The 24351-nt window shown below is 70.7% G+C and carries 14 protein-coding genes, 2 tRNA genes and 3 rRNA genes; 11 read left to right on the top strand and 8 right to left on the bottom strand.

From position 1 onward, the window contains the following. Positions 1 to 116: 116 nt before the first annotated feature. The 7 genes from Z164_RS21000 to Z164_RS0118140 all read left to right on the top strand — a co-directional run bounded on the left by Z164_RS21000 (position 117) and on the right by Z164_RS0118140 (position 7802). Positions 117 to 1661 (top strand): 16S ribosomal RNA (locus Z164_RS21000). Between the two features lie 95 nt (positions 1662 to 1756). Then, positions 1757 to 1829, top strand: a tRNA-Ala gene (locus Z164_RS0118165). Between the two features lie 67 nt (positions 1830 to 1896). After that, a tRNA-Ile gene (locus Z164_RS0118160) sits at positions 1897 to 1973 on the top strand. A gap of 224 nt (positions 1974 to 2197) precedes the next feature. Further along, positions 2198 to 5077, top strand: a 23S ribosomal RNA gene (locus Z164_RS0118155). Between the two features lie 123 nt (positions 5078 to 5200). Further along, positions 5201 to 5314, top strand: a 5S ribosomal RNA gene (rrf, locus tag Z164_RS0118150). Together the 16S, 23S and 5S rRNA genes with 2 tRNA genes alongside form the textbook arrangement of a ribosomal RNA operon. Positions 5315 to 5458: 144 nt before the next feature. Next, complete coding sequence (locus Z164_RS0118145; RefSeq protein WP_024892097.1) at positions 5459 to 6418, top strand: IS1595 family transposase; 960 nt, start codon at positions 5459 to 5461, stop codon at positions 6416 to 6418. Positions 6419 to 6668: 250 nt separating this feature from the next. Further along, a complete protein-coding gene (locus Z164_RS0118140) occupies positions 6669 to 7802 on the top strand; it encodes an aldo/keto reductase (RefSeq protein WP_024892096.1) in 1134 nt (377 codons plus the stop codon). 38 nt (positions 7803 to 7840) lie between these two features. Here the strand turns inward: Z164_RS0118140 and Z164_RS0118135 are convergent, their stop codons facing one another. Further along, positions 7841 to 8086: a hypothetical protein gene (locus tag Z164_RS0118135; protein ID WP_425477241.1), complete on the bottom strand. Its 246-nt coding sequence runs from the start codon at positions 8084 to 8086 to the stop codon at positions 7841 to 7843. Between the two features lie 81 nt (positions 8087 to 8167). Between Z164_RS0118135 and Z164_RS0118130 the strand changes: the two genes are divergently transcribed. Beyond that, positions 8168 to 9682, top strand: coding sequence for a DNA recombination protein RmuC (locus Z164_RS0118130; protein WP_024892094.1), 1515 nt, complete (start codon positions 8168 to 8170; stop codon positions 9680 to 9682). 55 nt (positions 9683 to 9737) lie between these two features. On the opposite strand, the gene Z164_RS0118125 is transcribed toward Z164_RS0118130, so the two are convergent. The 7 genes from Z164_RS0118125 to Z164_RS0118095 form a co-directional block, all read right to left on the bottom strand. Beyond that, complete coding sequence (locus Z164_RS0118125; RefSeq protein WP_024892093.1) at positions 9738 to 10808, bottom strand: MlaA family lipoprotein; 1071 nt, start codon at positions 10806 to 10808, stop codon at positions 9738 to 9740. 45 nt (positions 10809 to 10853) lie between these two features. Further along, entirely contained in the window at positions 10854 to 11150 is a 297-nt protein-coding gene (locus tag Z164_RS0118120) for an STAS domain-containing protein (RefSeq protein WP_024892092.1), read from the bottom strand. After that, on the bottom strand, positions 11134 to 11796 hold the full coding sequence (locus tag Z164_RS0118115; protein WP_024892091.1) for an MlaC/ttg2D family ABC transporter substrate-binding protein: 663 nt from the start codon (positions 11794 to 11796) through the stop codon (positions 11134 to 11136). Before Z164_RS0118115 ends, Z164_RS0118120 begins: the two co-directional genes overlap by 17 nt. Beyond that, entirely contained in the window at positions 11793 to 12320 is a 528-nt protein-coding gene (gene mlaD, locus Z164_RS0118110) for an outer membrane lipid asymmetry maintenance protein MlaD (RefSeq protein WP_024892090.1), read from the bottom strand. The genes Z164_RS0118115 and mlaD overlap by 4 nt, the downstream gene beginning before the upstream one ends. Positions 12321 to 12364: 44 nt before the next feature. Continuing rightward, entirely contained in the window at positions 12365 to 13117 is a 753-nt protein-coding gene (locus tag Z164_RS0118105; RefSeq protein ID WP_024892089.1) for an MlaE family lipid ABC transporter permease subunit, read from the bottom strand. Beyond that, positions 13117 to 13902, bottom strand: a complete 786-nt coding sequence (locus tag Z164_RS0118100) for an ABC transporter ATP-binding protein (protein ID WP_024892088.1) — start codon at positions 13900 to 13902, stop codon at positions 13117 to 13119. Before Z164_RS0118100 ends, Z164_RS0118105 begins: the two co-directional genes overlap by 1 nt. 153 nt (positions 13903 to 14055) lie before the next feature. Then, positions 14056 to 15276, bottom strand: coding sequence for an MFS transporter (locus tag Z164_RS0118095; RefSeq protein ID WP_081770262.1), 1221 nt, complete (start codon positions 15274 to 15276; stop codon positions 14056 to 14058). Positions 15277 to 15359: 83 nt separating this feature from the next. On the opposite strand from Z164_RS0118095, the gene recC reads away from it, so the two are divergent. Genes recC through recD form a run of 3 tightly spaced genes read left to right on the top strand, consistent with a single transcriptional unit; the run spans position 15360 to position 24282 of the window. Further along, on the top strand, positions 15360 to 18758 hold the full coding sequence (recC, locus tag Z164_RS0118090; RefSeq protein ID WP_024892086.1) for an exodeoxyribonuclease V subunit gamma: 3399 nt from the start codon (positions 15360 to 15362) through the stop codon (positions 18756 to 18758). Continuing rightward, entirely contained in the window at positions 18755 to 22360 is a 3606-nt protein-coding gene (locus Z164_RS0118085; RefSeq protein ID WP_024892085.1) for a UvrD-helicase domain-containing protein, read from the top strand. Before recC ends, Z164_RS0118085 begins: the two co-directional genes overlap by 4 nt. After that, positions 22357 to 24282 carry an exodeoxyribonuclease V subunit alpha gene (recD, locus tag Z164_RS0118080; protein WP_024892084.1) on the top strand — a complete coding sequence of 642 codons (1926 nt, stop codon included), beginning with the start codon at positions 22357 to 22359 and terminating at the stop codon, positions 24280 to 24282. The genes Z164_RS0118085 and recD overlap by 4 nt, the downstream gene beginning before the upstream one ends. Positions 24283 to 24351 lie beyond the last annotated feature (69 nt).

Genomic DNA, 24351 nt, shown 5'->3' with positions numbered 1-24351 from the left:
AGCAGACGTTCGAAAGAGCACACAGTCAATTCAAATGCATGCAAATGCAAGCGAGTGATTCGGGTTCTGGAGACGACTGCACTCAAGTGTTATGGGGTTTCGGCCCTAGCAAGACTTAAGTGAAGAGTTTGATCCTGGCTCAGAGTGAACGCTGGCGGCAGGCCTAACACATGCAAGTCGAACGGCAGCACAGGGGAGCTTGCTCCCTGGGTGGCGAGTGGCGAACGGGTGAGTAATGCATCGGAATCTGCCCAGTTGTGGGGGATAACGTAGGGAAACTTACGCTAATACCGCATACGACCTACGGGTGAAAGCAGGGGATCTTCGGACCTTGCGCGATTGGATGAGCCGATGTCGGATTAGCTAGTTGGCGGGGTAAAGGCCCACCAAGGCGACGATCCGTAGCTGGTCTGAGAGGATGATCAGCCACACTGGAACTGAGACACGGTCCAGACTCCTACGGGAGGCAGCAGTGGGGAATATTGGACAATGGGCGCAAGCCTGATCCAGCCATGCCGCGTGGGTGAAGAAGGCCTTCGGGTTGTAAAGCCCTTTTGTTGGGAAAGAAAACCTGCCGGTTAATACCCGGCGGGAATGACGGTACCCAAAGAATAAGCACCGGCTAACTTCGTGCCAGCAGCCGCGGTAATACGAAGGGTGCAAGCGTTACTCGGAATTACTGGGCGTAAAGCGTGCGTAGGTGGTTCGTTAAGTCTGATGTGAAAGCCCTGGGCTCAACCTGGGAATTGCATTGGATACTGGCGGGCTAGAGTGCGGTAGAGGGTGGCGGAATTCCCGGTGTAGCAGTGAAATGCGTAGAGATCGGGAGGAACATCCGTGGCGAAGGCGGCCACCTGGACCAGCACTGACACTGAGGCACGAAAGCGTGGGGAGCAAACAGGATTAGATACCCTGGTAGTCCACGCCCTAAACGATGCGAACTGGATGTTGGGTGCAACTAGGCACTCAGTATCGAAGCTAACGCGTTAAGTTCGCCGCCTGGGGAGTACGGTCGCAAGACTGAAACTCAAAGGAATTGACGGGGGCCCGCACAAGCGGTGGAGTATGTGGTTTAATTCGATGCAACGCGCAGAACCTTACCTGGCCTTGACATCCACGGAACTTTCCAGAGATGGATTGGTGCCTTCGGGAACCGTGAGACAGGTGCTGCATGGCTGTCGTCAGCTCGTGTCGTGAGATGTTGGGTTAAGTCCCGCAACGAGCGCAACCCTTGTCCTTAGTTGCCAGCACGTAAAGGTGGGAACTCTAAGGAGACCGCCGGTGACAAACCGGAGGAAGGTGGGGATGACGTCAAGTCATCATGGCCCTTACGGCCAGGGCTACACACGTACTACAATGGGAAGGACAGAGGGCTGCGAACCCGCGAGGGCAAGCCAATCCCAGAAACCTTCTCTCAGTCCGGATCGGAGTCTGCAACTCGACTCCGTGAAGTCGGAATCGCTAGTAATCGCAGATCAGCATTGCTGCGGTGAATACGTTCCCGGGCCTTGTACACACCGCCCGTCACACCATGGGAGTTTGTTGCACCAGAAGCAGGTAGCCTAACCTTCGGGAGGGCGCTTGCCACGGTGTGGCCGATGACTGGGGTGAAGTCGTAACAAGGTAGCCGTATCGGAAGGTGCGGCTGGATCACCTCCTTTAGAGACCGGAGGCTCGCGCCCGACCAGGCGTCCGCACAAGTCACCTGCATCCAGGAAGCCGCGCAACGAGGTTGCGCTGGCACCAGTCCCTTAGCGGGGCCATAGCTCAGCTGGGAGAGCACCTGCTTTGCAAGCAGGGGGTCGTCGGTTCGATCCCGACTGGCTCCATTCCCGGTTCCCTCCGGAAGAGGCCGCACGTGCGTGTGCGGACTTTTCAAGAAGAGCAGAGCTTGACGGGTCTGTAGCTCAGGTGGTTAGAGCGCACCCCTGATAAGGGTGAGGTCGGTGGTTCGAGTCCTCCCAGACCCACCATTCCTGGATGAAGCGTACACGAAGAGATTAGATGGGTATCCGCGTTGAGGCGGTGCCTTGATCTTTGAAAATTGGGATGTAGCGAGCGTTTGAGACGGAATGTCCAGACGTGTCGTAGAGGCTAAGGCGGGGGAGCGAATCCCCTGAAAACTTGAGTCGTTGAATTCGCGTCCGGGCTTTGTACCCCCGGACACATGAGACTCCGAGGCGACTTGGGGTTATATGGTCAAGCGAATAAGCGCACACGGTGGATGCCTTGGCGGTCAGAGGCGATGAAGGACGTGGCAGCCTGCGAAAAGCGTCGGGGAGCTGGCAACAAGCTTTGATCCGGCGATGTCCGAATGGGGAAACCCACCTCGCAAGAGGTATCGTGCACTGAATACATAGGTGTACGAGGCGAACGCGGTGAACTGAAATATCTAAGTAACCGTAGGAAAAGAAATCAACCGAGATTCCCTGAGTAGTGACGAGCGAACGGGGAACAGCCCAAAAGTCTGCATGGTTCTAGCAAAAGGATCTGGAAAGGTCCGCCATAGAGGGTGAAAGCCCCGTATGCGAAAGGGCCATGTGGATGAAATTGAGTAGGGCGGGGCACGTGAAACCCTGTCTGAACATGGGGGGACCATCCTCCAAGGCTAAATACTCCTGACCGACCGATAGTGAACCAGTACCGTGAGGGAAAGGCGAAAAGAACCCCGGAGAGGGGAGTGAAATAGACCCTGAAACCGTGTGCGTACAAGCAGTCGGAGCCCGCAAGGGTGACGGCGTACCTTTTGTATAATGGGTCAGCGACTTATTGTTCGTGGCGAGCTTAACCGTATAGGGGAGGCGAAGGGAAACCGAGTCTGATAAGGGCGCATAGTCGCGGGCAATAGACCCGAAACCGGGTGATCTAGTCATGCCCAGGGTGAAGGTTGAGTAACATCAACTGGAGGCCCGAACCCACTCCCGTTGCAAAGGTAGGGGATGAGGTGTGATTAGGAGTGAAAAGCTAATCGAACCCGGAGATAGCTGGTTCTCCTCGAAAGCTATTTAGGTAGCGCCTCATGTGAATCCTCTCGGGGGTAGAGCACTGTTATGGCTAGGGGGTCATCGCGACTTACCAAACCATGGCAAACTCCGAATACCGAGACGGACTGCATGGGAGACACACGGCGGGTGCTAACGTCCGTCGTGAAAAGGGAAACAACCCAGACCCACAGCTAAGGTCCCAAATTCAGTGCTAAGTGGGAAACGATGTGGAAAGGCACAGACAGCCAGGAGGTTGGCTTAGAAGCAGCCACCCTTTAAAGAAAGCGTAATAGCTCACTGGTCGAGTCGGTCTGCGCGGAAGATTTAACGGGGCTAAGCACTGAACCGAAGCTTGGGGTGCATTACTTTGTAATGCGCGGTAGAGGAGCGTTCCGTAAGCCGTTGAAGGTGGATCGAGAGGTCTGCTGGAGGTATCGGAAGTGCGAATGCTGACATGAGTAACGACAATGCGGGTGAAAAGCCCGCACGCCGAAAGCCTAAGGTTTCCTTGCGCAACGTTAATCGGCGCAGGGTGAGTCGGCCCCTAAGGCGAGGCAGAAATGCGTAGTCGATGGGAAGCTGGTTAATATTCCAGCACCTCGCGTAAGTGCGATGGGGGGACGGAGAAGGGTAGGTGTACCGGGCGTTGGTTGTCCCGGGGAAAGGCGGTAGGTTTGGGACTTAGGCAAATCCGGGTCCCTTCAAGACCGAGCACCGAGACGAGCGCTTTGGCGCGAAGTCACCGATCCCACGCTTCCAGGAAAAGCCCCTAAGCTTCAGCTTACGCAGACCGTACCGTAAACCGACACAGGTGGGCAGGATGAGAATTCTCAGGCGCTTGAGAGAACTCGGGTGAAGGAACTAGGCAACATAGCACCGTAACTTCGGGAGAAGGTGCGCCCTTGAGGGTGGCTCGTGCGAGCACAAGCCTTCGAGGGCCGCAGTGACCAGGCCGCTGCGACTGTTTATCAAAAACACAGGACTCTGCAAACACGAAAGTGGACGTATAGGGTCTGACGCCTGCCCGGTGCCGGAAGGTTAATTGATGGGGTCAGCCGCAAGGCGAAGCTCTTGATCGAAGCCCCGGTAAACGGCGGCCGTAACTATAACGGTCCTAAGGTAGCGAAATTCCTTGTCGGGTAAGTTCCGACCTGCACGAATGGCGTAACGATGGCGGCGCTGTCTCCACCCGAGACTCAGTGAAATTGAAATCGCTGTGAAGATGCAGCGTTCCCGTGGCAAGACGGAAAGACCCCGTGAACCTTTACTATAGCTTTACACTGAACGTTGAGTTCGTCTGTGTAGGATAGGTGGGAGGCTTTGAAACCGAGGCGCCAGCTTCGGTGGAGCCATCCTTGAAATACCACCCTGTCGTGCTTGACGTTCTAACCTGGGCCCGTGATCCGGGTCGGGGACCGTGTATGGTGGGTAGTTTGACTGGGGCGGTCTCCTCCTAAAGAGTAACGGAGGAGCACGAAGGTACGCTCAGCGCGGTCGGACATCGCGCACTGTGTGCAAAGGCATAAGCGTGCTTGACTGCAAGATCGACGGATCAAGCAGGTACGAAAGTAGGTCTTAGTGATCCGGTGGTTCTGTATGGAAGGGCCATCGCTCAACGGATAAAAGGTACTCCGGGGATAACAGGCTGATACCGCCCAAGAGTTCATATCGACGGCGGTGTTTGGCACCTCGATGTCGGCTCATCACATCCTGGGGCTGTAGTCGGTCCCAAGGGTATGGCTGTTCGCCATTTAAAGTGGTACGCGAGCTGGGTTCAGAACGTCGTGAGACAGTTCGGTCCCTATCTGCCATGGGCGTTGGAGATTTGAGAGGGGCTGCTCCTAGTACGAGAGGACCGGAGTGGACGAACCTCTGGTGTTCCGGTTGTCACGCCAGTGGCACTGCCGGGTAGCTACGTTCGGAAACGATAACCGCTGAAAGCATCTAAGCGGGAAGCGTGCCTCAAGATGAGATCTCCCGGGAGCTTGACTCCCCTGAAGGAACCATCAAGACCAGGTGGTTGATAGGCTGGGTGTGTAAGCACAGCAATGTGTTGAGCTAACCAGTACTAATGATCCGTGCGGCTTGACCATATAACCTCAAGTGGCCTTGGACTCGACGACGCGTCGACGACTCCGCCAAAAACCTCGCTACGTCCCACCCCATGAGAGCGTGTGCGCGATCGGATACCCCGAACCGCGACCCTCCACCCTCTCCCTGGTGACCATAGCTGCGTGGAACCACCCGATCCCATTCCGAACTCGGAAGTGAAACGCGCAAGCGCCGATGGTAGTGTGCACTCAGCATGCGAGAGTAGGTCATCGCCAGGGGCTTTACCCCGAAACCCCCCGCCGATAGGCGGGGGGTTTTTCTTGGCGCTGTTCGCGTTGAGTAATGACGGTCGCAGGATGTGAGGGGGATGGGGTCCATGTTGAGCCCACAAGCCCGAACGGTTCGGGCGAGGGAGGCGCCCCATGCGTACTCGTGAACTGACCCGCTGGCTGGCGCGTCTGCCCAGCCTGACCCCGCATCAGCGAACCCAGCTCCAGGCCCAGTTGCAGGCATTGTCCGGGCAGGACGCGGTCACCGAGTTGATCGCCCAACGCGCAGCACCCACGCAGTGCCCGAGATGTGCAAGTTCCCACTTGGTCCGCAACGGACAGGCCCATGGCCTGCAACGGTTCAAGTGCCGGGGTTGCGGCATCACCTTCAACGCACTGACGGGCACGCCGCTGGCGCGCCTGCGTCATCGCGGCAAATGGCTGGAGCAGGCCGAGGTGCTGGAGGAAAGGGTGAGCGTGCGCAAGGCCGCTGCCCGGCTGGGCGTGCACCGCACCACCGCGTTTCGCTGGAGGCATCGCTTCCTGAGCGTGCCCAACCAAGTCATGGACCGGCAACAGAGCGGCGTGGTGGAAGCCGATGAGACCTACTTCCTACGGTCCTACAAGGGCCAGCCGCGGCGTTTGCGGGAAGCGACTTCACGCCCGGCCCGTCGCCGCGGTGGCCGCGCGGCCAAGCGCGGGCTGTCCGACGAACAAGTCCCCGTGCTGGTCGTGCGCAACCGCTCCGGGCACACGGCCGACTTCGGTCTGGCTTCGGCCAACAAGGCCGGGTTGGTCCAGGTCTTGCGACAGGCGGTGATGGGGGATGCCGTGCTGTGCACGGATGGCAGCGCCATGCTGGCCGCCGTCGCACGCGAACTGGGGCTGGAACACCACGGCCTGAACACCCTGCGCGGCGAGCGCCGTCGCGGCGCCTGGCACATCCAGAACGTCAATGCCTATCACAGCCGCCTGAAGGGCTGGCTGCACCGCTTCCGCGGCGTGGCCACCTCGTATCTGACCAATTACCTGGGCTGGTTCCGGGCATTGGACCGGAACCGCAGGACCGGCGCAAATGCCTCGGCATTGCTGGCCTTGGCGATCGCTGGATGACTTCATCCACACTCAACGCGAACAGCGCCTTTTTCTTTGTCCGACGAAACCGCGCTGGCCCGCGTCCGCCGGGCACCGCCGGATTGCGCATTCCGCCGTCGACGCGACGCCCTCGTTTTTGAGCGGCACACGCGGCCCGCCGCCATCGGCCGACAACAGGCGTCATCTTCGCGCAATGGGCGCGTTCGTCACGGAAGTTGCGATCCTGACGTGCGACATTCGGCTCCACCCACACCGCAAGGAGCCGAGGATGCCGACCCGTCGCCACGTCCTGTCCGCTGCCGCCCTGGGTGCGGCGGCGCTCGCCACCGCGCGCATCGCCGGTGCGCAACTGCGCCCTGGCGATCTGATGCCCACGCTGGGCACCATCGGCGACCGCGAGCCGCCGCGCAATCCCGCCGGTGGCCGGTTCCGGCCGCCGACCAAGCTCGGGCTGGGCGGCGGCCCCGCCGGCAACAACTGGGAGGCGATCCCCGACCAGCAGGCGCGCGACATGGTGCGGGCGGCCTGGGACAGCGGCGTGCGCTACTTCGACAACTCGCCCTGGTATGGGTTGGGCCTGTCGGAGCGCCGCTTCGGCAGCGTGCTGCACGCGTTCGATCCGGACGACTACGTGATCTCCACCAAGGTCGGGCGGCTGCTGACCGCGGCGCCGGCGCCGCCCCAGGTCGGCTGGAAGGATCCGCCGTCCTTCGACTACCGCTACGACTACAGCGCCGCCGGCACCCGCCGCTCGGTGGAGGACAGCCTGCAACGCATGGGCATTCCCCGGATCGATATCGTCTTCATCCACGACCTGGCGCCGAACAACCGCGAAATGGGCGAGCGCTGGACCGAGTACTTCGCCGAGGCCGAGCGCGGCGCGATCCCGGAGCTGGAGAAGATGCGCGCGGAAGGATTGATCCGCGCCTGGGGCATGGGCGTGAACCATCCGGCGCCGGCGCTGCGGGCGCTGGAGGTCGGCGATCCCGACATCATGCTGCTGGCCTGCCAGTATTCGATCCTCGACCACGCTCAGGCCCTGCGCGAGACGTTCCCTCGGTTGGCCGCGCGCGGCGTTTCGGTGGTGGTGGGCTCGCCGCTGGCGGCGGGCTACGTGGTCGGCCGCGAACGCTACCTCTACGACGGCACGATCCCGGCGTGGGTGCCGCGCAAGCGCGAGCGGCTGTCGGCGATCGCCGCGCGCCACGGCATCGATCCCAGGACCGCGGCGCTGCAATTCGCCGCCGCGCCGGACGTGGTCTCGGCGGTAATCCCGGGCGCGCGCACGCCGGAGCAGGCGCGGGAGAACGCCCGGTCGATGCAGGTCTCCATCCCCGCCGGCTTCTGGGCCGAACTCAAGCGCGAGGGCCTGATCGAGCCGGACGCGCCGGTGCCCGCCTGAGCGGCGGCCGCCGCACTGCCCGCCCGCTCCGCGCGGGCTCAGTCCATCAGCCGGGCGCGGTAGTTCGTACCCACGTGCCGGCTGATGTAGGTGGCCAGCCCTTCGCCCTCGGCGGCGAGCCGGCGCATCCGTGCGACGTGGCGCGCGCCGGGGCGCTCGGCATCGTAGAGATAGAGGCCGCCATCCGCGAATCGCACCAGCAGCGCGTCCGGCAGCAGGGCGTAGGCGCTCACCCCGGAACGGCCGGAGCGGTCGGCGTAGCGATGCAGGGTCGGCAGGTCCATGCGCGCAGCCTCCGGCGGGCGCCGTGAGTCCGCCGTCGAGGCCATCGCAGGCGTTGCGACGCCCGCCGCTACACTGGCGGGATGGAGATCGAACTGTTTCTGCTCGCGGGTGTGTTCCTGGCCGTCCTGGTGGCGGTCGCGCTGCTGCTCGCATTGCTGGCGCGGCGCCCGGATGCGGGCATGGAGGCATTGCGCGAACGGCTGGAAGACGCGCTGCGCGAGGAGCAACGCGAGGCGCGGCTGGAACTGCGCATGCTGATCGACGGCCTGTCGGCGGCGCAGGAACAGCGCATCGATGCGTTCGCGCAGCGGCTGGATGCGCTCACCGACCGCACCGAACAGCGGCTGGCCGCGATGCGCGAGGCGATCGGCGAGGACGCGCGCCGCGCCCGTGCCGAGGCGGCGGAGGCGCAGCAGCGCTTCGGCGGCCAGCTCGGCGAGCGGATGGCGGAACTGACCGCGCGCACCGATCAGCGGCTGGAGGGCTTCGGCCAGCGCCTGGAAGAGCTGCGCACCGCGCTGGGCGAGGATGCCCGCAAGGCGCGGCAGGAGAGCGGCGAGGCCCAGCAGCGCGCGGCCGAGGCGCTGAGCCAGCGGCTGGCCGAATCTACGCAGCGCAGCGAGCAGCGGCTGGGCGAGATGCGCGCCACCCTCGACCAGCAGCTGCAGCGCCTGCAGGCCGACAACGCGCAGAAGCTGGAGCAGATGCGCGCCACCGTCGACGAGAAGCTGCAGAGCACGCTGGAGGCGCGGCTGGGCGCGTCGTTCAAGCTCGTCTCCGAGCGCCTCGAGCAGGTGCAGCGCGGGCTGGGCGAGATGCAGCAGCTGGCCACCGGCGTGGGCGATCTCAAGCGCGTGCTGACCAACGTCAAGACGCGCGGCATCTTCGGCGAGGTGCAGCTGGCGGCGCTGCTGGAGCAGGTGCTCACCGTGGAGCAGTACGAGCGCAACAGCGCGCCGGTGCCCGGCCGCGCCGAGCGCGTGGAGTTCTGCGTGCTGCTGCCCGGCGGCGAGGACGGCGTGGCGCTGCGGCTGCCGATCGACGCCAAGTTCCCGCGCGAGGACTACGAGCGCCTGCTGGACGCCCAGGAGCGCGCCGATGCCGATGCCGCCGCCGCCGCGGCCGTCGCCCTCGAACGGCAGGTGCGGGTGGAGGCGCGCCGCATCCACGAGAAGTACATCGCGCCGCCGCACACCACCGATTTCGCGATGCTGTTCCTGCCCACCGAGGGCCTGTACGCCGAGGTGCTGCGGCGCCCGGGGCTGTTCGAGGCCCTGCAGCGCGACTTCCGGGTCGTCCTGGTCGGGCCGACCACGCTGCTGGCCGTGCTCAACAGCCTGCAGATGGGCTTCCGGACCCTGGCGATCGAGAAGCGCTCCAGCGAGGTACGGCGGCTGCTGGGTGCGGTGAAGGCGGAATTCGGCAAGTTCGCCACCGTGCTCGAGCGCGCGCACAGCCAGCTCGACACGGTGCAGAACAGCATCAAGGCCGCCGGCGTGCGCACGCGCGCGATCGAGCGCCAGCTCAAGGGCGTCGAGGCGTTGCCGGGCGAGCAGGCGCAGAGCCTGCTGGGCGACGCGGGGTCGGAGCCGTAGGCGCGGCGACGCGGGCGGGGCCGCGCCCCGCCCGCGCTGCCGGCGGCGCGCGGGATCAGTTGACCGGCACGCCCGGGATCACCGGGATCGCGTCGGCGGGCACCGTCGGCAATGCGTCGTCGTCGAGCAGGTAGTCGGGCAGCGTCTCGTCGCCCTCGCGGTCGCCGAAGATCTGGTATTGCCGGCGCTGCATCCAGGCATCGCGCACCAGGGCGTAGTCGTCGGCGGCGCCCTCGCGCATGCGATCCACGGCGAACAGCTGCGTGCGCACGTCCACCAGTTGCAGGCCCTGCACCGCCCAGCGGGCGCCGTCGTCGTCGATCTGCCGCGTCGGCGAGAGCGGGGCGTCTCCCGCCAGGCCGAAGGTGTCGCGCAGGGTGCGCGGCCCGAACAGCGGCAGCTCCAGGTAGCGCGAATTGCGCCAGCCCCATACGCCCAGGGTCTGCCCGAAGTCCTCGCTGCGGAACGGGATGTCGGCGTCGCTGGCCGGGTCGAAGATGCCGCCGATGCCCAGCGTGGCGTTGACCACGAAGCGGCCCAGCGCCTGGCCGGCCTGCTTCGGCCGGCCCTGCAGCAGCGCGTTGAGCGCGCTGACCGGCTGGCCCAGGTTGCTGAAGAAATTGGACACGCCCAGCCGGATCGGCCGCGGCACCACCTTCATGTAGGCGGTGGCCAGCGGACGCGCCACGGTCCGGTCGACCACGTTGTTGAACCGGTGCATGCGCCGGTTGAACGGCTCCCACGGGTCGTAGGCGGTGGCCATCTGCGCCGCCTCCGGCAGCGTCGGATCGGCGACGGGATCGTAGGGAACCTCGCCGTAGATGGCGGCGTAGTCGAGCTCGGCCTGGGTCGGGGCGAGCACCGGCCGGCCGCCGTCGGCGTGCTTGTAGGCGCCGGCGGCCCGGGCCTCGCGGGCGACCTGCGCGATCTCGCCCGGGGGCCGGCCGCGCGTGGGGGCGCCCGCGTCCGGCACCGCGGCATCCGCTGGCGGTGCGGCGGACGTCGCCGCCGTGGCGGCCGTCTCCTGGGGGGCGGTCGGCGCGGGCGCGCGCGTGGCCTGCTGGCCGCCGGCGCAGCCGGCGAGCGCGATCAGCAGGCAGGGAGCGAGGAGACGGGAGAGCGGCATGGGCGGTTCCAGGGTCGGGAGGCGCCGAGCGGCGCCGGTGCGATCTCAGGCGTGGTTGAAGTCGAGGTCCGCGCGCAGCCGGTAGGCCGCCAGTAGCTCGTCCAGTCCGGCGGGCGCGCCGTCGATCGAAATGCCGCCGCCGGCGCGCGCGGCCAGCTCGGCCAGCAGGGCGAGGCCGGCGCTGTCGATGCGCGGCACCGCGCGCAGGTCGAACCGGCGCGCGCCGTCCAGCGCGCGCAGCGCCGCCGGCCACAGCGCCGGCACGGTCTCGCGCAGCAGCGGGCCGGCGAACGCCAGCGCGTCGCCTTCGCGCCGCAGCACCGGCTCAGTCGACGTCGGCATCGGCCTGCAGCCGGCCGCTGCGCAGCTCGTTGGCGACCTGTCGGATCGACTTGCTCTGCAGCTCGGCGTCGAACTGGCGGCGGAACGTGCTGACGAAGCTCACGCCCTCCACCTGCACGTCGAACACCTTCCACTGCCCGCCGGACTGGCGGATCAGGTAGTCCACCGGGATCGGGTCGCCGCCCTGGCGCAGCAGTTCGCTCGACACCTTGACCCCGAGCCCGCGCGGCAGCGGGCTCTCGGAGCGGATGCGCACCTGCAGGCGGGTGTTGAAATCGAGCAGCGAGGCGCCGTAGCGGCGCAGCAGGCTGTCGGCCAGCGCATCGGCGAACAGCTTGATGTCGCCCTCGTCGGCGCCGCGGCCGTGACGGCCCAGCACCTGGCGCGCGGCGTAGTCGCGGTCGAACATGGCGTCGAACTCGCGCTTGACGAACGCGTTCAGCGCGTCGCGGTCGGCGCTGAACTCGGCGCGGCGGCGCTCCAGCTCGGAGAGGATGCGCTGGGTGTTGTCGAGCACCATCCGGCTGGGGGAATCCGCCGCCTGCGTGGCGGCGGCGGGGCGCTGCTGCTGCTGCGCGTGCACTGCGGCCGGGGCGGCGGCCAGCAGGCCGGCGGCGATGGCGATGGCGATGAGGGAACGGGTCATGGCTGATCCTCGCGGGGGGCGGGGGAAGTGGCGGGCTCGGCGGCGGCATCGTTCGCGCCGGCGCCGGGACCGCTGAACATGTAGCGGCCGACCATCTGGATCAGATCGACCGCGGGGGTGGTGAAGGCGATCTCCTCGCCCGGCTGCAGCGTCTCCACGTCGCCGCCCGGCTGCAGATCGACGTAGCTCTCGCCGAGCAGGCCGCCGGTGAGGATCGAGGCCGAGGTGTCGATCGGCAGGTCCTGGTAGCGGCGGTCGATGGCCAGGGTGGCGATCGAATCGAACTTCACCGGGTCCAGCTCGATGCGGGTCACCCGGCCGATGGTCACGCCGCCGATGCGCACCGGCGCCTGCGTGCGCAGCTGGCCCAGGTTGCTGAAGCGCGCGGTCAGCTCGTAGGTGTCGCGGGCGAAGCCGAAGCGGTTGTTGGTGGAGGCGATCGCCAGCACCAGCAGCGACGCGAGCGCCAGCAGCAGGAACGCACCGACGGCGAATTCGAGACGGGGACCACGGGCGCTGCTCATCGGGACTCACCTTGCGGATTGGGGGCCATTGTCGTCCTGCCGCCTCAGCGGAACAGGAACGCCGACATGACGAAGTTGAACATCAGCACCAGCAGCGAGGCGTTCACCACCGCGCGGGTGGTCGCCACCGAGGTGCCTTCGATGGTGGGCTCGGCGTGGTAGCCCACGTAGGCCGCCACCAGCGCCGAGGTGCCGCCGAACACGGCCGACTTCAGGAACGCGTTGAGGAAGTCGTCGCGGAAATCCACCGCGTCCTTCATCGCCTGCCAGAAGGTGCCGTTGTCGATGCCCAGCACGTGCACCGCCTGGAAGTAGCTGGCCGCGATCGCCAGGCTGCAGAAGAAGCCGGTCAACAGCGGCACCGTCAGCACCGCCGCCCAGAAGCGCGGCGCCACCGCCTTGGCCACCGGGTCGATGGCCATCAGCCCGAGCGCGGTGATCTGGTCGGTGGCGCGCATCAGGCCCAGCTCGGCCGCGATCGAGGAGCCGGCGCGGCCGACGAACAGCAGCGCGGTCAGCACCGGCGCCAGCTCGCGGTACAGGCCCAGGCCGATCAGCACGCTGACCTGGTCGGCCGCGCCGTAGGTCTCCAGCGCACGGTAGCCCAGCAGGGTCAGCGACAGGCCCACGAACGCGCCGCCCACGGCGATGATCGGCAGCGTGCGCGCGCCGATCTTGTAGATCTCGCGCACCAGCTCGGCGAAGAAGTCGGCGGTCGGCTTCGAGGCCCGCAGCACCGACAGCGAGAACAGCCCGGCGCGGCCGAGCGCACGGATCGCGTCGAAGGCCGCGGCCATCAGGCCACCTCCCGGCGGGCCGCATCGAAGGCGATCGGGCCGTCCGGACGGCCATCGAGGAACTGCCGCAGCAGCGGGTCCTGGCTGCGCTCCAGCTCGCCCGGGCTGCCGGCGAAGACGATCCGGCCGTTGGCGATCACCAGCGCGCGGTCGGCCACCGGCAGGGTCTCGTGCACGTGGTGGGTGACGATGATGCTGGTCAGGCCCAGGCTGGCGTTGAGGCGCGCGATCAGGCTCATGATGACGCCGCTGGCGATCGGGTCCAGCCCGGTCAGCGGCTCGTCGTAGACCATCAGCGGCGGGTCCAGCGCCAGCGCACGCGCCAGCGCGACCCGGCGCGCCATGCCGCCGGACAGCTCGCGCGGGTACAGGTCCGCGGCCGCGCGCAGGCCCACCGCATGCAGCTTCATCGCCACCAGCCGGTCGATCACCGGCCGCGGCAGGCGGGTGTGCGCGCGCAGCGGCAGGGCCACGTTCTCGGCGGCGGTGAGGTCGGTCAGCAGGCCGTTGCCCTGCAGCAGCACGCCGATGCCCTTGCGGGTCTCCAGCAGTTCGCGCTGGCGCTCGGGCAGCGGCCGCCCGAAGACCTCCACGGTGCCGGCCGCCGGGCGCAGCTCGCCGGTCAGCGCCGCCAGCAGCGTCGACTTGCCGGACCCGGAGGGGCCCAGCACGGCCGTCACCGACCCCGTCGGCACGGTCAGGTCGATGCCGGACAGGATCGTGCGCCGACCGCGGTCGAGGCGGACACCCTGCAGGCGGACGGCGGCGGCGGTGGAATCGGTCATGCGGCTCCGGGGACGGCGCGAGGCGCGGATCGCGCGGCGCAAACGCGCAAGGATCGGTCGGGATCGCTGAATGTTAACCCAGCCACTGAACCGATGAGTACAGAAATTGGCCCGGGTGCGGGATGGAGCGGCTCGCGTCCCGGTGCCCGCCGGTCAGCCGGCCCACTCGTCCTCCAGCTGCCGCGGCCGGTTCACCAGCACACCGCCGGCCAGCAGCGCCAGCAGGCACAGGCCCAGGAACGCGAACGGCCACGCCCAGCCGTGGGTCGCATCGTGCAGCCAGCCGAACACCAGCGGTCCCGCGCAGGCCAGCGCGTAGCCCACGCCCTGGGTGAAGCCCGACAGCGCGGCCACCCCTTCGGCGCTGCGGGTGCGCAGGTTGATCAGGGTCAGCGAGAGCGGGAAGGTGGCCGGCCCCAGCCCCAGCAGCGTCACCCACAGCAGGGTGCCGCGCAGCGGCGACAGCAGCAGGCCCAGGTAGCCCAGCGCCAGCATCGCCACGCAGCCGGCCACCAGCCACACCGGCCTGCGCACCCGCATCGCCAGCATCGGCATGGTCAGCGACGAGGTCAGCCCCAGCAGCGAGAACAGGCCGACCATGTTGCCGCCGAGCGCACGGTCGCCGCCGGCATCGGCCAGGATCGCGGGCAGCCAGGTGAAGAGGGTATAGGTCGCCAGCGAGGTCATGCCGAACATCAGCGTCATGCCCCAGGCCAGCGGCAGCCGCCACAGCGCGCGCCGGCCGGCATGGCCCGCCGGGGCGTCGGCCGGCAGCGCCGGCGCATCGCCGTCGCGCCGCAGCAGCCACAGCCAGGGGATCGCCGCCGCGAACGCCGGGATCGCCCAGCTCGCCAGCGAGGCCGGCCAGCCGATCCGCTCCGCCAGCGGCACCGCCACGAACGCCGGCAGGAAGGTGCCCGCCTGCAGCACCGAGATGTAGGCCACGCTGAGCAGGCCGACCCGGTCCGGGAAGTGCCGCTTGACCAGCGGCGGCAGCACCACGTTGCCGATGCCCATGCCCGCCAGCGCGGTGGTCGAGGCCAGCAGCAGCGAGACCGTATCGCCGGACACGCCGCGCAGCAGCGAGCCGGCCGCGCTCAGCAGCATCGCCAGCAGCACCGTCGCTTCCAGGCCGAAGCGGCGCGCGATCCGCGGCGTCAGCACGCCGACCAGCGCGAACGCGGCGGTGGGCAGCATGCCGAACAGGCCGATCACGGTCGGGCCGAAGCCGAGATCGGCGCTGATCGGATCGAACAGCGGTGTCAGCGAGGTGACCGCGGTGCGCAGGTTGAAGGCCGACAGCAGAATGCCGGCCAGCGCGACCAGCCGGCCGCGCCAGGGGGAGGAGGGGGACATGCCGGCATTATCGGCCATGCGCCGCGCGATGGCCCGCGCCGGGCACCGGAACGCTGCGTCGCGATGCGCGGGACCGGCCTCCTGCACAATGCCCGGCGCCCATGCCCGACACGCCCGCCGCCGACGTCCGCCTCTACCACTCGAACGCGCTGGAGGTGCTGGCCGGCCTGCTGGCCGAGGAAGTGCGCGCGCCGGCGCCGGGGCGGCCGCTGCTGGCGCCGGACACGATCCTGATCCCGCAGGTGGCGATGCGCCGCTGGCTGCAGGCCACGCTGGCCGCGCGCCACGGCATCGCCGCCAACCTGGCGTTCCTGACCCCGGGCGAGTTCGTCGCCCGCGCGCTGGCCGCCAATCTCGGCCCGGCCGACGACGAGCTCGACGCCGCCGCGCTGCGCTGGCACCTCTACGCCGCGCTGACCGATGCCGGCTTCATGGCGCGGCCGGCGCTCGCCGCGCTGGCCGCGCACGTCGCCGGCCCCGACCCGCTGCGCGCCTGGGCGCTGGCCGGCGAGCTGGCCGCGGTGTTCGAGAAGTACCAGGCCTGGCGCCGCGACTGGCTGCTGCGCTGGGAGGCCGGTGCCGAGGCCGACGACCCGCAGGCGATCCTGTGGCGGCGCGTGGCGCGCGGCCGAGCGCATCGCGCGCGGCGCATCCAGCAGTACCTCGACCGCTTCGAGCCCGCCGGCGCGCCGCCGCCCGCCGGCCTGCCGCCGCGGCTGTTCGCCTTCGCCACCCTCAACGTCTCGCCCGACGTGCTGCGCGTGCTGGCCACGCAGGCGCGCGCCGGCACCCTGCACCTCTACGTGCCCTCGCCCACGCGCGCCTACTGGGGCGACCTGCAGCGCGCGCGCGCCGGCGACGACGTCACCCCGCCCGACAACCCGCTGCTGCAGGCCTGGGGCGCGGCCGGACGCGACTTCATGGCCGTGCTTGGCAGCTACGAGGTGATCCACCCCTCCGGCGAGATCGCCGCCCACGTCGATCCCGACGAACGCCCGGGTTCGGGTGCCTCGCTGCTGCGGCGGCTGCAGTCGGACCTGTTCCACCGCCGCGCCGCGCCCGGCGCGCCGTTGCGCGCCGAGGTGGACCGCAGCGATCCGACGCTGCAGATCCATGCCTGCCACACCCGCCTGCGCGAGCTGCAGGTGCTGCACGATCGCCTGCGCGCGCTGCTCGATCCCGCATCGCCCGAAGGCCGCCGCTTCGACCCGCCGCTGCAGCCGCGCGAGATCGCGGTGCTGGCGCCGGACATCGATCCCTACATCCCGTACCTGGACGCGGTGTTCGGCGGCCGCGGCCACGACGACGCCATCCCCTACGCGCTGGCCGACGCCAGCCCGCTGGCCGGCGAACCGCTGGCCGACGTGTTCCTGCGCCTGCTGGCGCTGCCGGTCGCGCGCTTCGGGCTGGAGGAAACCCTGGACCTGCTCGCCAGCCCGCCGCTGGCCGAGGCCGCCGGGCTCGATGCCGCCGCGTTCGAGCGCCTGCACGCGTGGCTGGCCGCCGCCGGCGCGCGCTGGGGCCTGGACGCCGCGCATCGCGATCGCCTGCGCGCCCCGGCCGACGACGCCTACACCTGGGCCTTCGCGCTGGATCGCCTGCTGCTGGGCCATGCCACCGGCAGCGACACGCTGGTCGCGGCCGGCGAGAGCGCCGCGGTCGCGCCGATGCCCGAGCTCGAAGGCGGCGCGCTCGATGCGCTCGACACCCTGCTGCGCCTCTTGCGCGTGCTGGCCCGCCACGCGCGCCTGCTCGGCGAGGCGATGCCGCCGGAGGCCTGGCGCGAGCGCCTGCTCGGCCTGCTCGACGCGCTGCTGCCCGCGCCGCCCGCGGCGGCCCCCACCCAGCGCGCGCTCGAACGCCTGCGCGCGCTGATCGATGCCTTCGCCGCCGACGCGCGCCGCGCCGGCTTCGCCGCGCCGGTGCCGGCCGAGGCCGTGCGCGCGCATTTCGCCGCCGTGCTGGGCGAGGCCGACACCCGCGCGCCGCTCTTGACCGGCGGCGTCAGCGTCGGCCGCATGGTGCCGATGCGCCTGCTGCCGTTCCGGGCGATCTGCCTGCTGGGCATGAACGACGGCGACTTCCCGCGCCGCGACCCGGCCGCCGGCCTCAACCGCCTCACCGCCGAACTCGGCACCGAGCGCCGCCGCGCCGGCGACCGCTCCACCCGCGACGACGACCGCTTCCTGTTCCTGCAGCTGTTCGCCGCCGCGCAGGACGTGTTCTACGTCAGCTACCAGGGCGCCGACCCGCGCGACGGCAGCGCGCGCGAGCCCTCGCTGCTGGTCGCCGAACTGCTCGACGCCGCCGCCCGCCAGCACGTCGATCCGCAGGCCGCCGCCCGCGAGCTGGTGGTGCGCCATCCGCTGCAGCCGTTCGCCGCGGCCGCGTTCGGCGCCGCCGGCGCGGATGCGCCCGCCGACCCGCGGCGGTTCTCCTACCGCGGCGACTGGTGGCCGGCGGCCGGCCGCGCCGCCGCCGCGCGCGCGCCGCTGGCGCCGTGGTCGGCCGGCGCGGTGGCGGCCGCGCCGGACGCCGAGGCCGAGGGCGGCGCGCTGCCGCTGGAGGCGCTGCGCCGTTTCCTGCTCGCGCCGGCCGAAGGCTTCCTGCGCCAGCGGCTCGGCCTGCGCCTGGCCGAGATCGAGGACGCCGCGCCGGACGTCGAGCCGCTGCTCGCGCCCGCCCGCGGCCTGGGCCGGCACGCGCTGCAGCGCGCGGTGTTCGACGCGCTGTTGGCCGGCACCGGCGATGCCGCGCTGTACCCGGCGCTACGCGCGCGCGGGCTGTTGCCCTCCGGGCCGATCGGCCGGCGCGCGCTCGCCGCGCAGCGCGCCGCGCTCGCCCCCTATGCCGAAGCCTTCGCCGCCTGGCGCGGCGACGCGGCCGAGGACGCGCCGCGCGCCGAGGTCGAGCTGGACGGCCTGCGCCTGCACGGCCGCCTGCGCGCGCGCTACCCGCAGGGGCTGGCGCGGCTGCGCTTCGACCCGCCCAACGGCCCCGGCGCGCTGCGCAACGGCCTGGACTGGCTGTTCGCCAGCGCCGCCGGGCTGGCGCTGCCGCTGGTCGAGTTCCACGACGGCGGCGCGGCCGGACCCGGCCCGTATCCGCGCCCGCCCCTGCCGCCCGCGCAGGCGCGCGACGCGCTGCAGCGGCTGCTCGCGCTGCGCGCGGAAGGTTTGCGCGCGCCGCTGCCGTTCGCGCCGTACAGCGCCTGGGCGCTGTTCTGCGCGCCCACGCCAGAACGCGGCCTGCGGGAGGCCGCGAAGGTCTGGCATGGCGGCGAGCGCCAGTGGAGCGAAGGCCAGGGCGAGGCGCTGCGGCTGGCCCTGCGCGGGCGCGATCCCTTCGCCGATGCCGAAAGCCTGCGCGCCTTCGCCGAGACCGCGCTGCAGGTCTATGCGCTGGTGACCACCGGCCACCCGCACCCCGGGCTCGAGGCGACCTTCGATGCCGACGCGTTCGCCGCCGCGCCTGCCGGCGCCGACGAGGACGCCGCATGAGCGCGGTCCCCGACGATCCCTGGCTGGCGCTGCCGCTCGACGGCGTGCGCGCGATCGAGGCGTCAGCCGGCACCGGCAAGACCTTCACCCTGGCCACCCTGGTGCTGCGGCTGGTGGTCGAGCGCGGCCTGCGCATCGGCGAGATCCTCGCGGTCACCTTCACCGAGGCCGCGACCCAGGAGCTGCGCACGCGCATCCGCGCCCGCCTGCTGCTGGCCGCGCGCCTGCTCGATGGCGCCGGCGCCGCCTCGCCCGAGGCCGCGCCCACGCGCGCGCTGCTCGACGCCCACCTCGCCCGCGGCGGCGAATCGCCCGTGGCGCTGCGCCGTCGCCTGCGCGCGGCCGCCGAGGAGATCGACCTCGCCGCCATCTTCACCATCCACGGCTTCTGCGCGCGCGCGCTGCGCGAGCACGCGCTGGAGAGCGGCCAAGGTTTCGACGCGCCCGAACTGCTGGCCAGCGACCGCGCGCTGCGCGAGGAGATCGCCGCCGACCTGTGGCGCGCGCGCGCCGCCGACGCGGACGACGCCGACGACCTGCTCGCGCTGTGGCCGAACGGGCCCGAAGCGCTGGCCCGCGACCTGCCGCTGCTGGTGCGCGAACCCGACCTGCGTCCGCCCGACGCGCCGCTGCCGCCCGATCCACTGCCCGCGCTGCGCGCCGCCGCCGCCGCGCTGGCCGCCGCGTTCCGCGACCACGGCCAGGACTTCCGCGCCGCGCTGCTGGCCGCGGTCGAGGGCAAGGTGCTCAACGGCCAGAGCTACAAGGCCGCCTGGATCGAGGCGCTGTTCGACGCGCTCGCCGCCTGGTGCGGGCGCGGCGATGCCGACGAACCCTTCGACGACGACAGGCTCGAGCGCCTGCTGCCCGAGTCGCTCGCCGCCAGGACCAACAAGGCCCACGCCGGGCGCACCCCGGATTCGCCCTTGTGCGCGGCGATCGCGCCCTACCGCGCCGCGCTGGCCGCGGCCGGCGCCTACCGCGAGGCGCGGCGCACCCGCCTGCTGCATCGCATCCGCACCGAGGCGCGCGAACGCCTCGCCCTGCGCAAGCGCGAGCGGCGCGTACGCAGCTACGACGACCTGATCGACGGCCTCGCCGACGCGCTGGCCGACGACGCGCCGAACGCCGACGCCCTCGCGCGGCGCCTGCGCGCGCAGTACCGCGTCGCGCTGGTGGACGAGTTCCAGGACACCGACCCGCGGCAGTGGCGCATCTTCGAACGCGTGTTCGGCGCCGGCAGCGATCATCCTGCGCTGTTCGTCGTCGGCGATCCCAAGCAGGCGATCTACGGCTTCCGCGGCGGCGACGTCGAGACCTATCTGGCCGCGCGCGCGCAGGCCCAGGCCGCGCCCGCGCTCGATCGCAATTTCCGCTCGCGGCCGGCGCTGCTGCGCGCGATCGCCGCGCTGTACGCCGAGGCCGGCGAGGCCGCCTTCGTCGATGCGCGCATCGGCTTCCGCGACGTCGCTCCCGGCGGCGTGCGTACCGATGCCGACTTCCTGCGCGACGGCGCGCCCGCCCCGGCGCTCACGCTGTGGCGCGCATCCGCGCCGCCGCCCGACGAGAAAGGCCGGGCCGGCGCCTGGGATGCGGAGGCCTCGCGCGCGCTGGCCACCCGGGCCTGCGTCGCCGCGATCCACCGCCTGCTGGCCGACGCGCGCGCCGGCCGCGCGCAGCTCGCCGGCCGTCCCCTGCGGCCCGGCGACATCGCCGTGCTGGTACGCACCCACCGCGAGGCCACGCGCATCCGCCAGGCGCTGGCCGCGGTCGGCATCCCCGCCGTCGCCGCCGGCAAGCAGAGCCTGTTCGCCACGGCCGAGGCGCGCGAGATCCACGCCCTGCTGCTGGCCCTGCTGCATGGCGGCGACGACGGCCGCCTGCGCGCCGCGCTGGCCACGGTGCTGGTCGGCGTGGACGCGGCCGGCATCGCCGCGCTCGACGCCGACGGCGAGGCTCTGCGCGGCTGGCAGGCGCGCGCGCTGGCCTGGCGCGAGCGGCTGCAGCGCGGCGGCCCGCTGGCCCTGGTCGGCGCGCTGTGCGCCGAGCACGCGCAGCGCCTGCTCGGCCTGCTCGACGGCGAGCGGCGGCTCAGCAACTACCTGCAGCTGGCCGAAGCCCTGCAGGAAGCGCAGGCGCGCGCGCTGGGCCTGCACGGCCTGGTCGACGGGCTCGCGCGGCGCATCGCCGAGGCCGATCCCGACGACGAGGCGCAACTGCTGCGGCTGGAATCCGATGCCCACCGCGTGCAGGTGGTCACCCTGCACAAGAGCAAGGGCCTGGAATACCCGCTGGTGTTCCTGCCGTTCGCCGGCATCGGCGGCAGGCCGCCGGAGGCCGGCCAGCGCGTGGTCGTCGCCGGCGAGCGCGGCCGCACGCTGCACTGGCGGCTGCAGGCCGGGACCTCCGGCTGGAACGATGCCAGGGATCGCTGGGCCGAGGCCCAGCGCGCCGAGGACGCGCGCCTGCTCTACGTCGGCCTGACCCGCGCCGAGCACGCGCTGTGGCTGGCGACCGGGCCGTTCTTCAACCATTCGCGCTCGCCGCTGTGGCCGATGGTCGCCGATCCCGACGCGCTCGCCGCGCGCGCGCGCGATGCGATCGCCATCGACACCGCGCCGCCGCCCGCCGCGCTGCCCTGGCTGCCGCCCGAGGCCGAGGGCGCGGTGCCGCCCGCGCGCACCGCCGCGCGCCTGCCCGCGCCCGACTGGTGGGTCTACAGCTTCACCCAGCTCGCCAACGCCGAGGCCGGCGGCGAGGTCGCCAGCGCCGCCACCGAACCCGTGCCGGGCGGCCGCGACGAACCCGCCGCTCCGGAGCCCGATGCCGACCCCGCGCCCGAGGCCTTCGACCCGCGCTTTTCCGGCAGCCGCTTCGGCGTCGCCCTGCACGCGGTCCTCGAGCGCAGCGACTTCGCGCAGTGGGCCGGCTGGACGCCGGGCATGCCCGCGCCGGAGGGCGAACGCGCGCTCGCCCTCGACGCGCTGCGCGCCAGCGGCTACTCCGCCGCGGATCTGGAGGCCGGCGTCGAGGCCCTGCTGCCGCTGGTCGGCCACACCCTCACCGTCGCCCTGCCCGAGGGCCTGCGCCTGGCCGACCTGCCGGCCGACGCGCGCCGGCCCGAGATCGAGTTCCAGTTCGCGCTCGCGCCCACCCGCACCGACGATCTGCTCGCGCTGCTGCACCGCCACGGCCTGCTGCGCGGCCGCCAGGGCTTCGGCGCGCGGCGCCGGCTGGAAGGCCTGATGACCGGCCTGATTGACCTGACCTACCTGCACGACGGCCGCTGGTACCTGCTCGACTACAAGTCCAACCGCCTGCCCGGCTACGGCCCCGCGCAGCTCGACGCCGCGATGGCGCACAGCGAGTACGACCTGCAGGCGCTGATCTACACCTTCGCCCTGCACCGCTGGCTGCGCTTCCGCCTGGGCGAGGCGTACGACTACGCGCGCGACTTCGGCGGCGCGCGCTACCTGTTCTGCCGCGGCCTCGACGCGGCCCGCCCCGATTCCCCCGGCATCCGCGCCTGGCGCTTCGCGCCGGAGCTGGTGCACGCCGTCGATGCGCTGTTCGCGGGCGCCCGTGACGAGGCGGCCGCATGACCCTGCTCCAGGCCCTCGCCGAAGCCGGCGCCCTGCGCACCCTCGACCACGCCTTCGCGCAGAGCCTGCGCCGGCTCGATCCCGCCACCCCCGATGCCGTGCTCGCCGCCGCCGCGCTCGCCTCGCGCGCCGTCGCCGACGGCCACGCCGGCTTCGACCCCGCGCGCCCGCGCCTGCTGGTCGATGCCGCCCTCGACTGGCCCGAGCCCGCCGACTGGATCGCCCAGCTGCGCGCCTCGCGCTGGGTCGCCGAACCCGAAGATGCCCTCGCGCCCTCGGCCGCCGACGCCCCGCTGGTCTTCGAGCCCGGCCTCGGCCTGCTGTACCTGCGCCGCTACCGCGAATACGAAGCGCGCCTGGCCGCCGGCCTTGCGCGCATCGCCGCCCGGCCGCTGGACGCCGGCGATCCCGCCGCCGTGGTCGACGTGTTCGCCGCGCTGTTCCCGGATGCGCGCGCCGGGGCCGCGGGCGAGGGCGGCGACCGCCAGGCCCGCGCCGCCGCGCTCGCCCTGCGCCGTGCGCTGCTGCTGATCACCGGCGGCCCCGGCACCGGCAAGACCACCACCATCGCCCGCCTGCTGGTGCTGCGCATCGCCCTGGCCTTGCGCCACGGCCGGCCCCCGCCGCGCATCGCCCTGGCCGCGCCCACCGGCCGCGCCGCCGAGCGCATGGCCGAAAGCCTGCGCCGCGCCGTGCAGGCCATCGCCGCCGCCGGTCTGGACCCGGCCGTTCGGGCCGCGCTGCCCGGCGCCTTGCCCGAGACCGCCAGCACCCTGCACCGCCTGCTCGGCACCATCCCCGACAGCCCCGCCTTCCGCCACCACGCCGACAACCCGCTGCCGCTGGACCTGCTGGTCGTCGACGAGGCTTCCATGGTCGACCTGCCGTTGATGAGCAAGCTGGTCGATGCCGTCGCCGACGGCGCCCAGCTGATCCTGCTCGGCGACGCCGACCAGCTGCCCTCGGTCGAGGCCGGCGACGTGCTCGCCGCCATCCTCGCCGCCGCCGGCCCCGGCGACGCCCTGCCGCCCGCCGATGCCGAGACCCTTCGCCCGCTGCTCGGCGACGCCACGCCCACCGACCCCGACACCGCTGGTCTGCGCGGCCACCGCGTGCGATTGCTGCGCGGCTACCGCCAGCACGCCGGCTTCGATCTCGCCCCGCTCGCCGATGCCGCCCGCAGCGGCGACGCCGATGCCGCGCTCGCGCTGCTGCGCGGCGGCACCCTGCGCGGCGTCGAATTCCACGAGGACGCGCTCGACCCCCTCGAATCGCACCGCGACGACCTGCTCGCGCATTGGCGCAGCCTCGCCGACGCCCCCGACCCCACCACCGGCCTCGTCCGCGCCCAGCGCCTGCGCCTGCTCACTGCCCTGCGCGAAGGCCCGCAGGGCGCCCGCGGCCTCAACGCCCGCATCGAAGCCCTGCTGTCCGGCCGACGCACCGGCCCCGCGCCGGCCTGGTTCCCCGGCCGCCTGCTGCTCGTCACCGAGAACAGCTATCGCCACCGGCTGTTCAACGGCGACATCGGCCTGTGCCTGCCCGACGAGCATGGCGTCCCGATGGCCTGGTTCCCCGGCGACGGGCCCGGCAGCGTGCGCGCCTTCCACCCCGCCGCGCTGCCCGCCCACGACAGCGCCTTCGCCATGACCGTGCACAAGGCCCAGGGCAGCGAATTCGACGAGGTCTGGCTGCAACTGCCCCGCCAGGCCGGCCGCGTGCTCTCGCGCGAACTGGTCTACACCGCCATCACCCGCGCCCGCCGCCGCCTGCACGTCGCCGGCAGCGCCCAGGTGCTGCGCGACGCGCTCGCGCGGCATGCGGTGCGGATGTCGGGGCTGGCGTGGCGGCTGGGGGCGACCGCCCAAGCGGACCCACGGCCGTCCGAAGCGGCAGGACCCATGCAGGGCTCGCTGTTCTGACGCCTGCCCGCCGGGAACGGCTCCGAACCCTCGGCGACAACGGCGCAAACGGCAAGGGCTCGCGCTCAT

The sequence above is a fragment of the Luteimonas huabeiensis HB2 genome, from assembly GCF_000559025.1.
Classification (GTDB): Bacteria; Pseudomonadota; Gammaproteobacteria; order Xanthomonadales; family Xanthomonadaceae; genus Luteimonas; species Luteimonas huabeiensis.
Note: the sequence above shows the minus strand (reverse complement) of the source record. Positions and strands in the feature narration are given on the sequence as shown.

Excerpts from the sequence above, each read along its gene's own strand:
- Z164_RS0118095 (WP_081770262.1), bottom strand. The coding sequence starts at position 15,276 with ATGGCCGATAATGCCGGCATGTCCCCCTCCTCCCCCTGGCGCGGCCGG.
- Z164_RS0118120 (WP_024892092.1), bottom strand. The coding sequence starts at position 11,150 with ATGCCGACGTCGACTGAGCCGGTGCTGCGGCGCGAAGGCGACGCGCTG.
- Z164_RS0118100 (WP_024892088.1), bottom strand. The coding sequence starts at position 13,902 with ATGACCGATTCCACCGCCGCCGCCGTCCGCCTGCAGGGTGTCCGCCTC.
- Z164_RS0118115 (WP_024892091.1), bottom strand. The coding sequence starts at position 11,796 with ATGACCCGTTCCCTCATCGCCATCGCCATCGCCGCCGGCCTGCTGGCC.
- Z164_RS0118105 (WP_024892089.1), bottom strand. The coding sequence starts at position 13,117 with ATGGCCGCGGCCTTCGACGCGATCCGTGCGCTCGGCCGCGCCGGGCTG.
- recD (WP_024892084.1), top strand. The coding sequence starts at position 22,357 with ATGACCCTGCTCCAGGCCCTCGCCGAAGCCGGCGCCCTGCGCACCCTC.
- mlaD (WP_024892090.1), bottom strand. The coding sequence starts at position 12,320 with ATGAGCAGCGCCCGTGGTCCCCGTCTCGAATTCGCCGTCGGTGCGTTC.
- recC (WP_024892086.1), top strand. The coding sequence starts at position 15,360 with ATGCCCGACACGCCCGCCGCCGACGTCCGCCTCTACCACTCGAACGCG.
- Z164_RS0118140 (WP_024892096.1), top strand. The coding sequence starts at position 6,669 with ATGCCGACCCGTCGCCACGTCCTGTCCGCTGCCGCCCTGGGTGCGGCG.
- Z164_RS0118125 (WP_024892093.1), bottom strand. The coding sequence starts at position 10,808 with ATGCCGCTCTCCCGTCTCCTCGCTCCCTGCCTGCTGATCGCGCTCGCC.
- Z164_RS0118135 (WP_425477241.1), bottom strand. The coding sequence starts at position 8,086 with ATGGACCTGCCGACCCTGCATCGCTACGCCGACCGCTCCGGCCGTTCC.
- Z164_RS0118085 (WP_024892085.1), top strand. The coding sequence starts at position 18,755 with ATGAGCGCGGTCCCCGACGATCCCTGGCTGGCGCTGCCGCTCGACGGC.
- Z164_RS0118130 (WP_024892094.1), top strand. The coding sequence starts at position 8,168 with ATGGAGATCGAACTGTTTCTGCTCGCGGGTGTGTTCCTGGCCGTCCTG.
- Z164_RS0118145 (WP_024892097.1), top strand. The coding sequence starts at position 5,459 with ATGCGTACTCGTGAACTGACCCGCTGGCTGGCGCGTCTGCCCAGCCTG.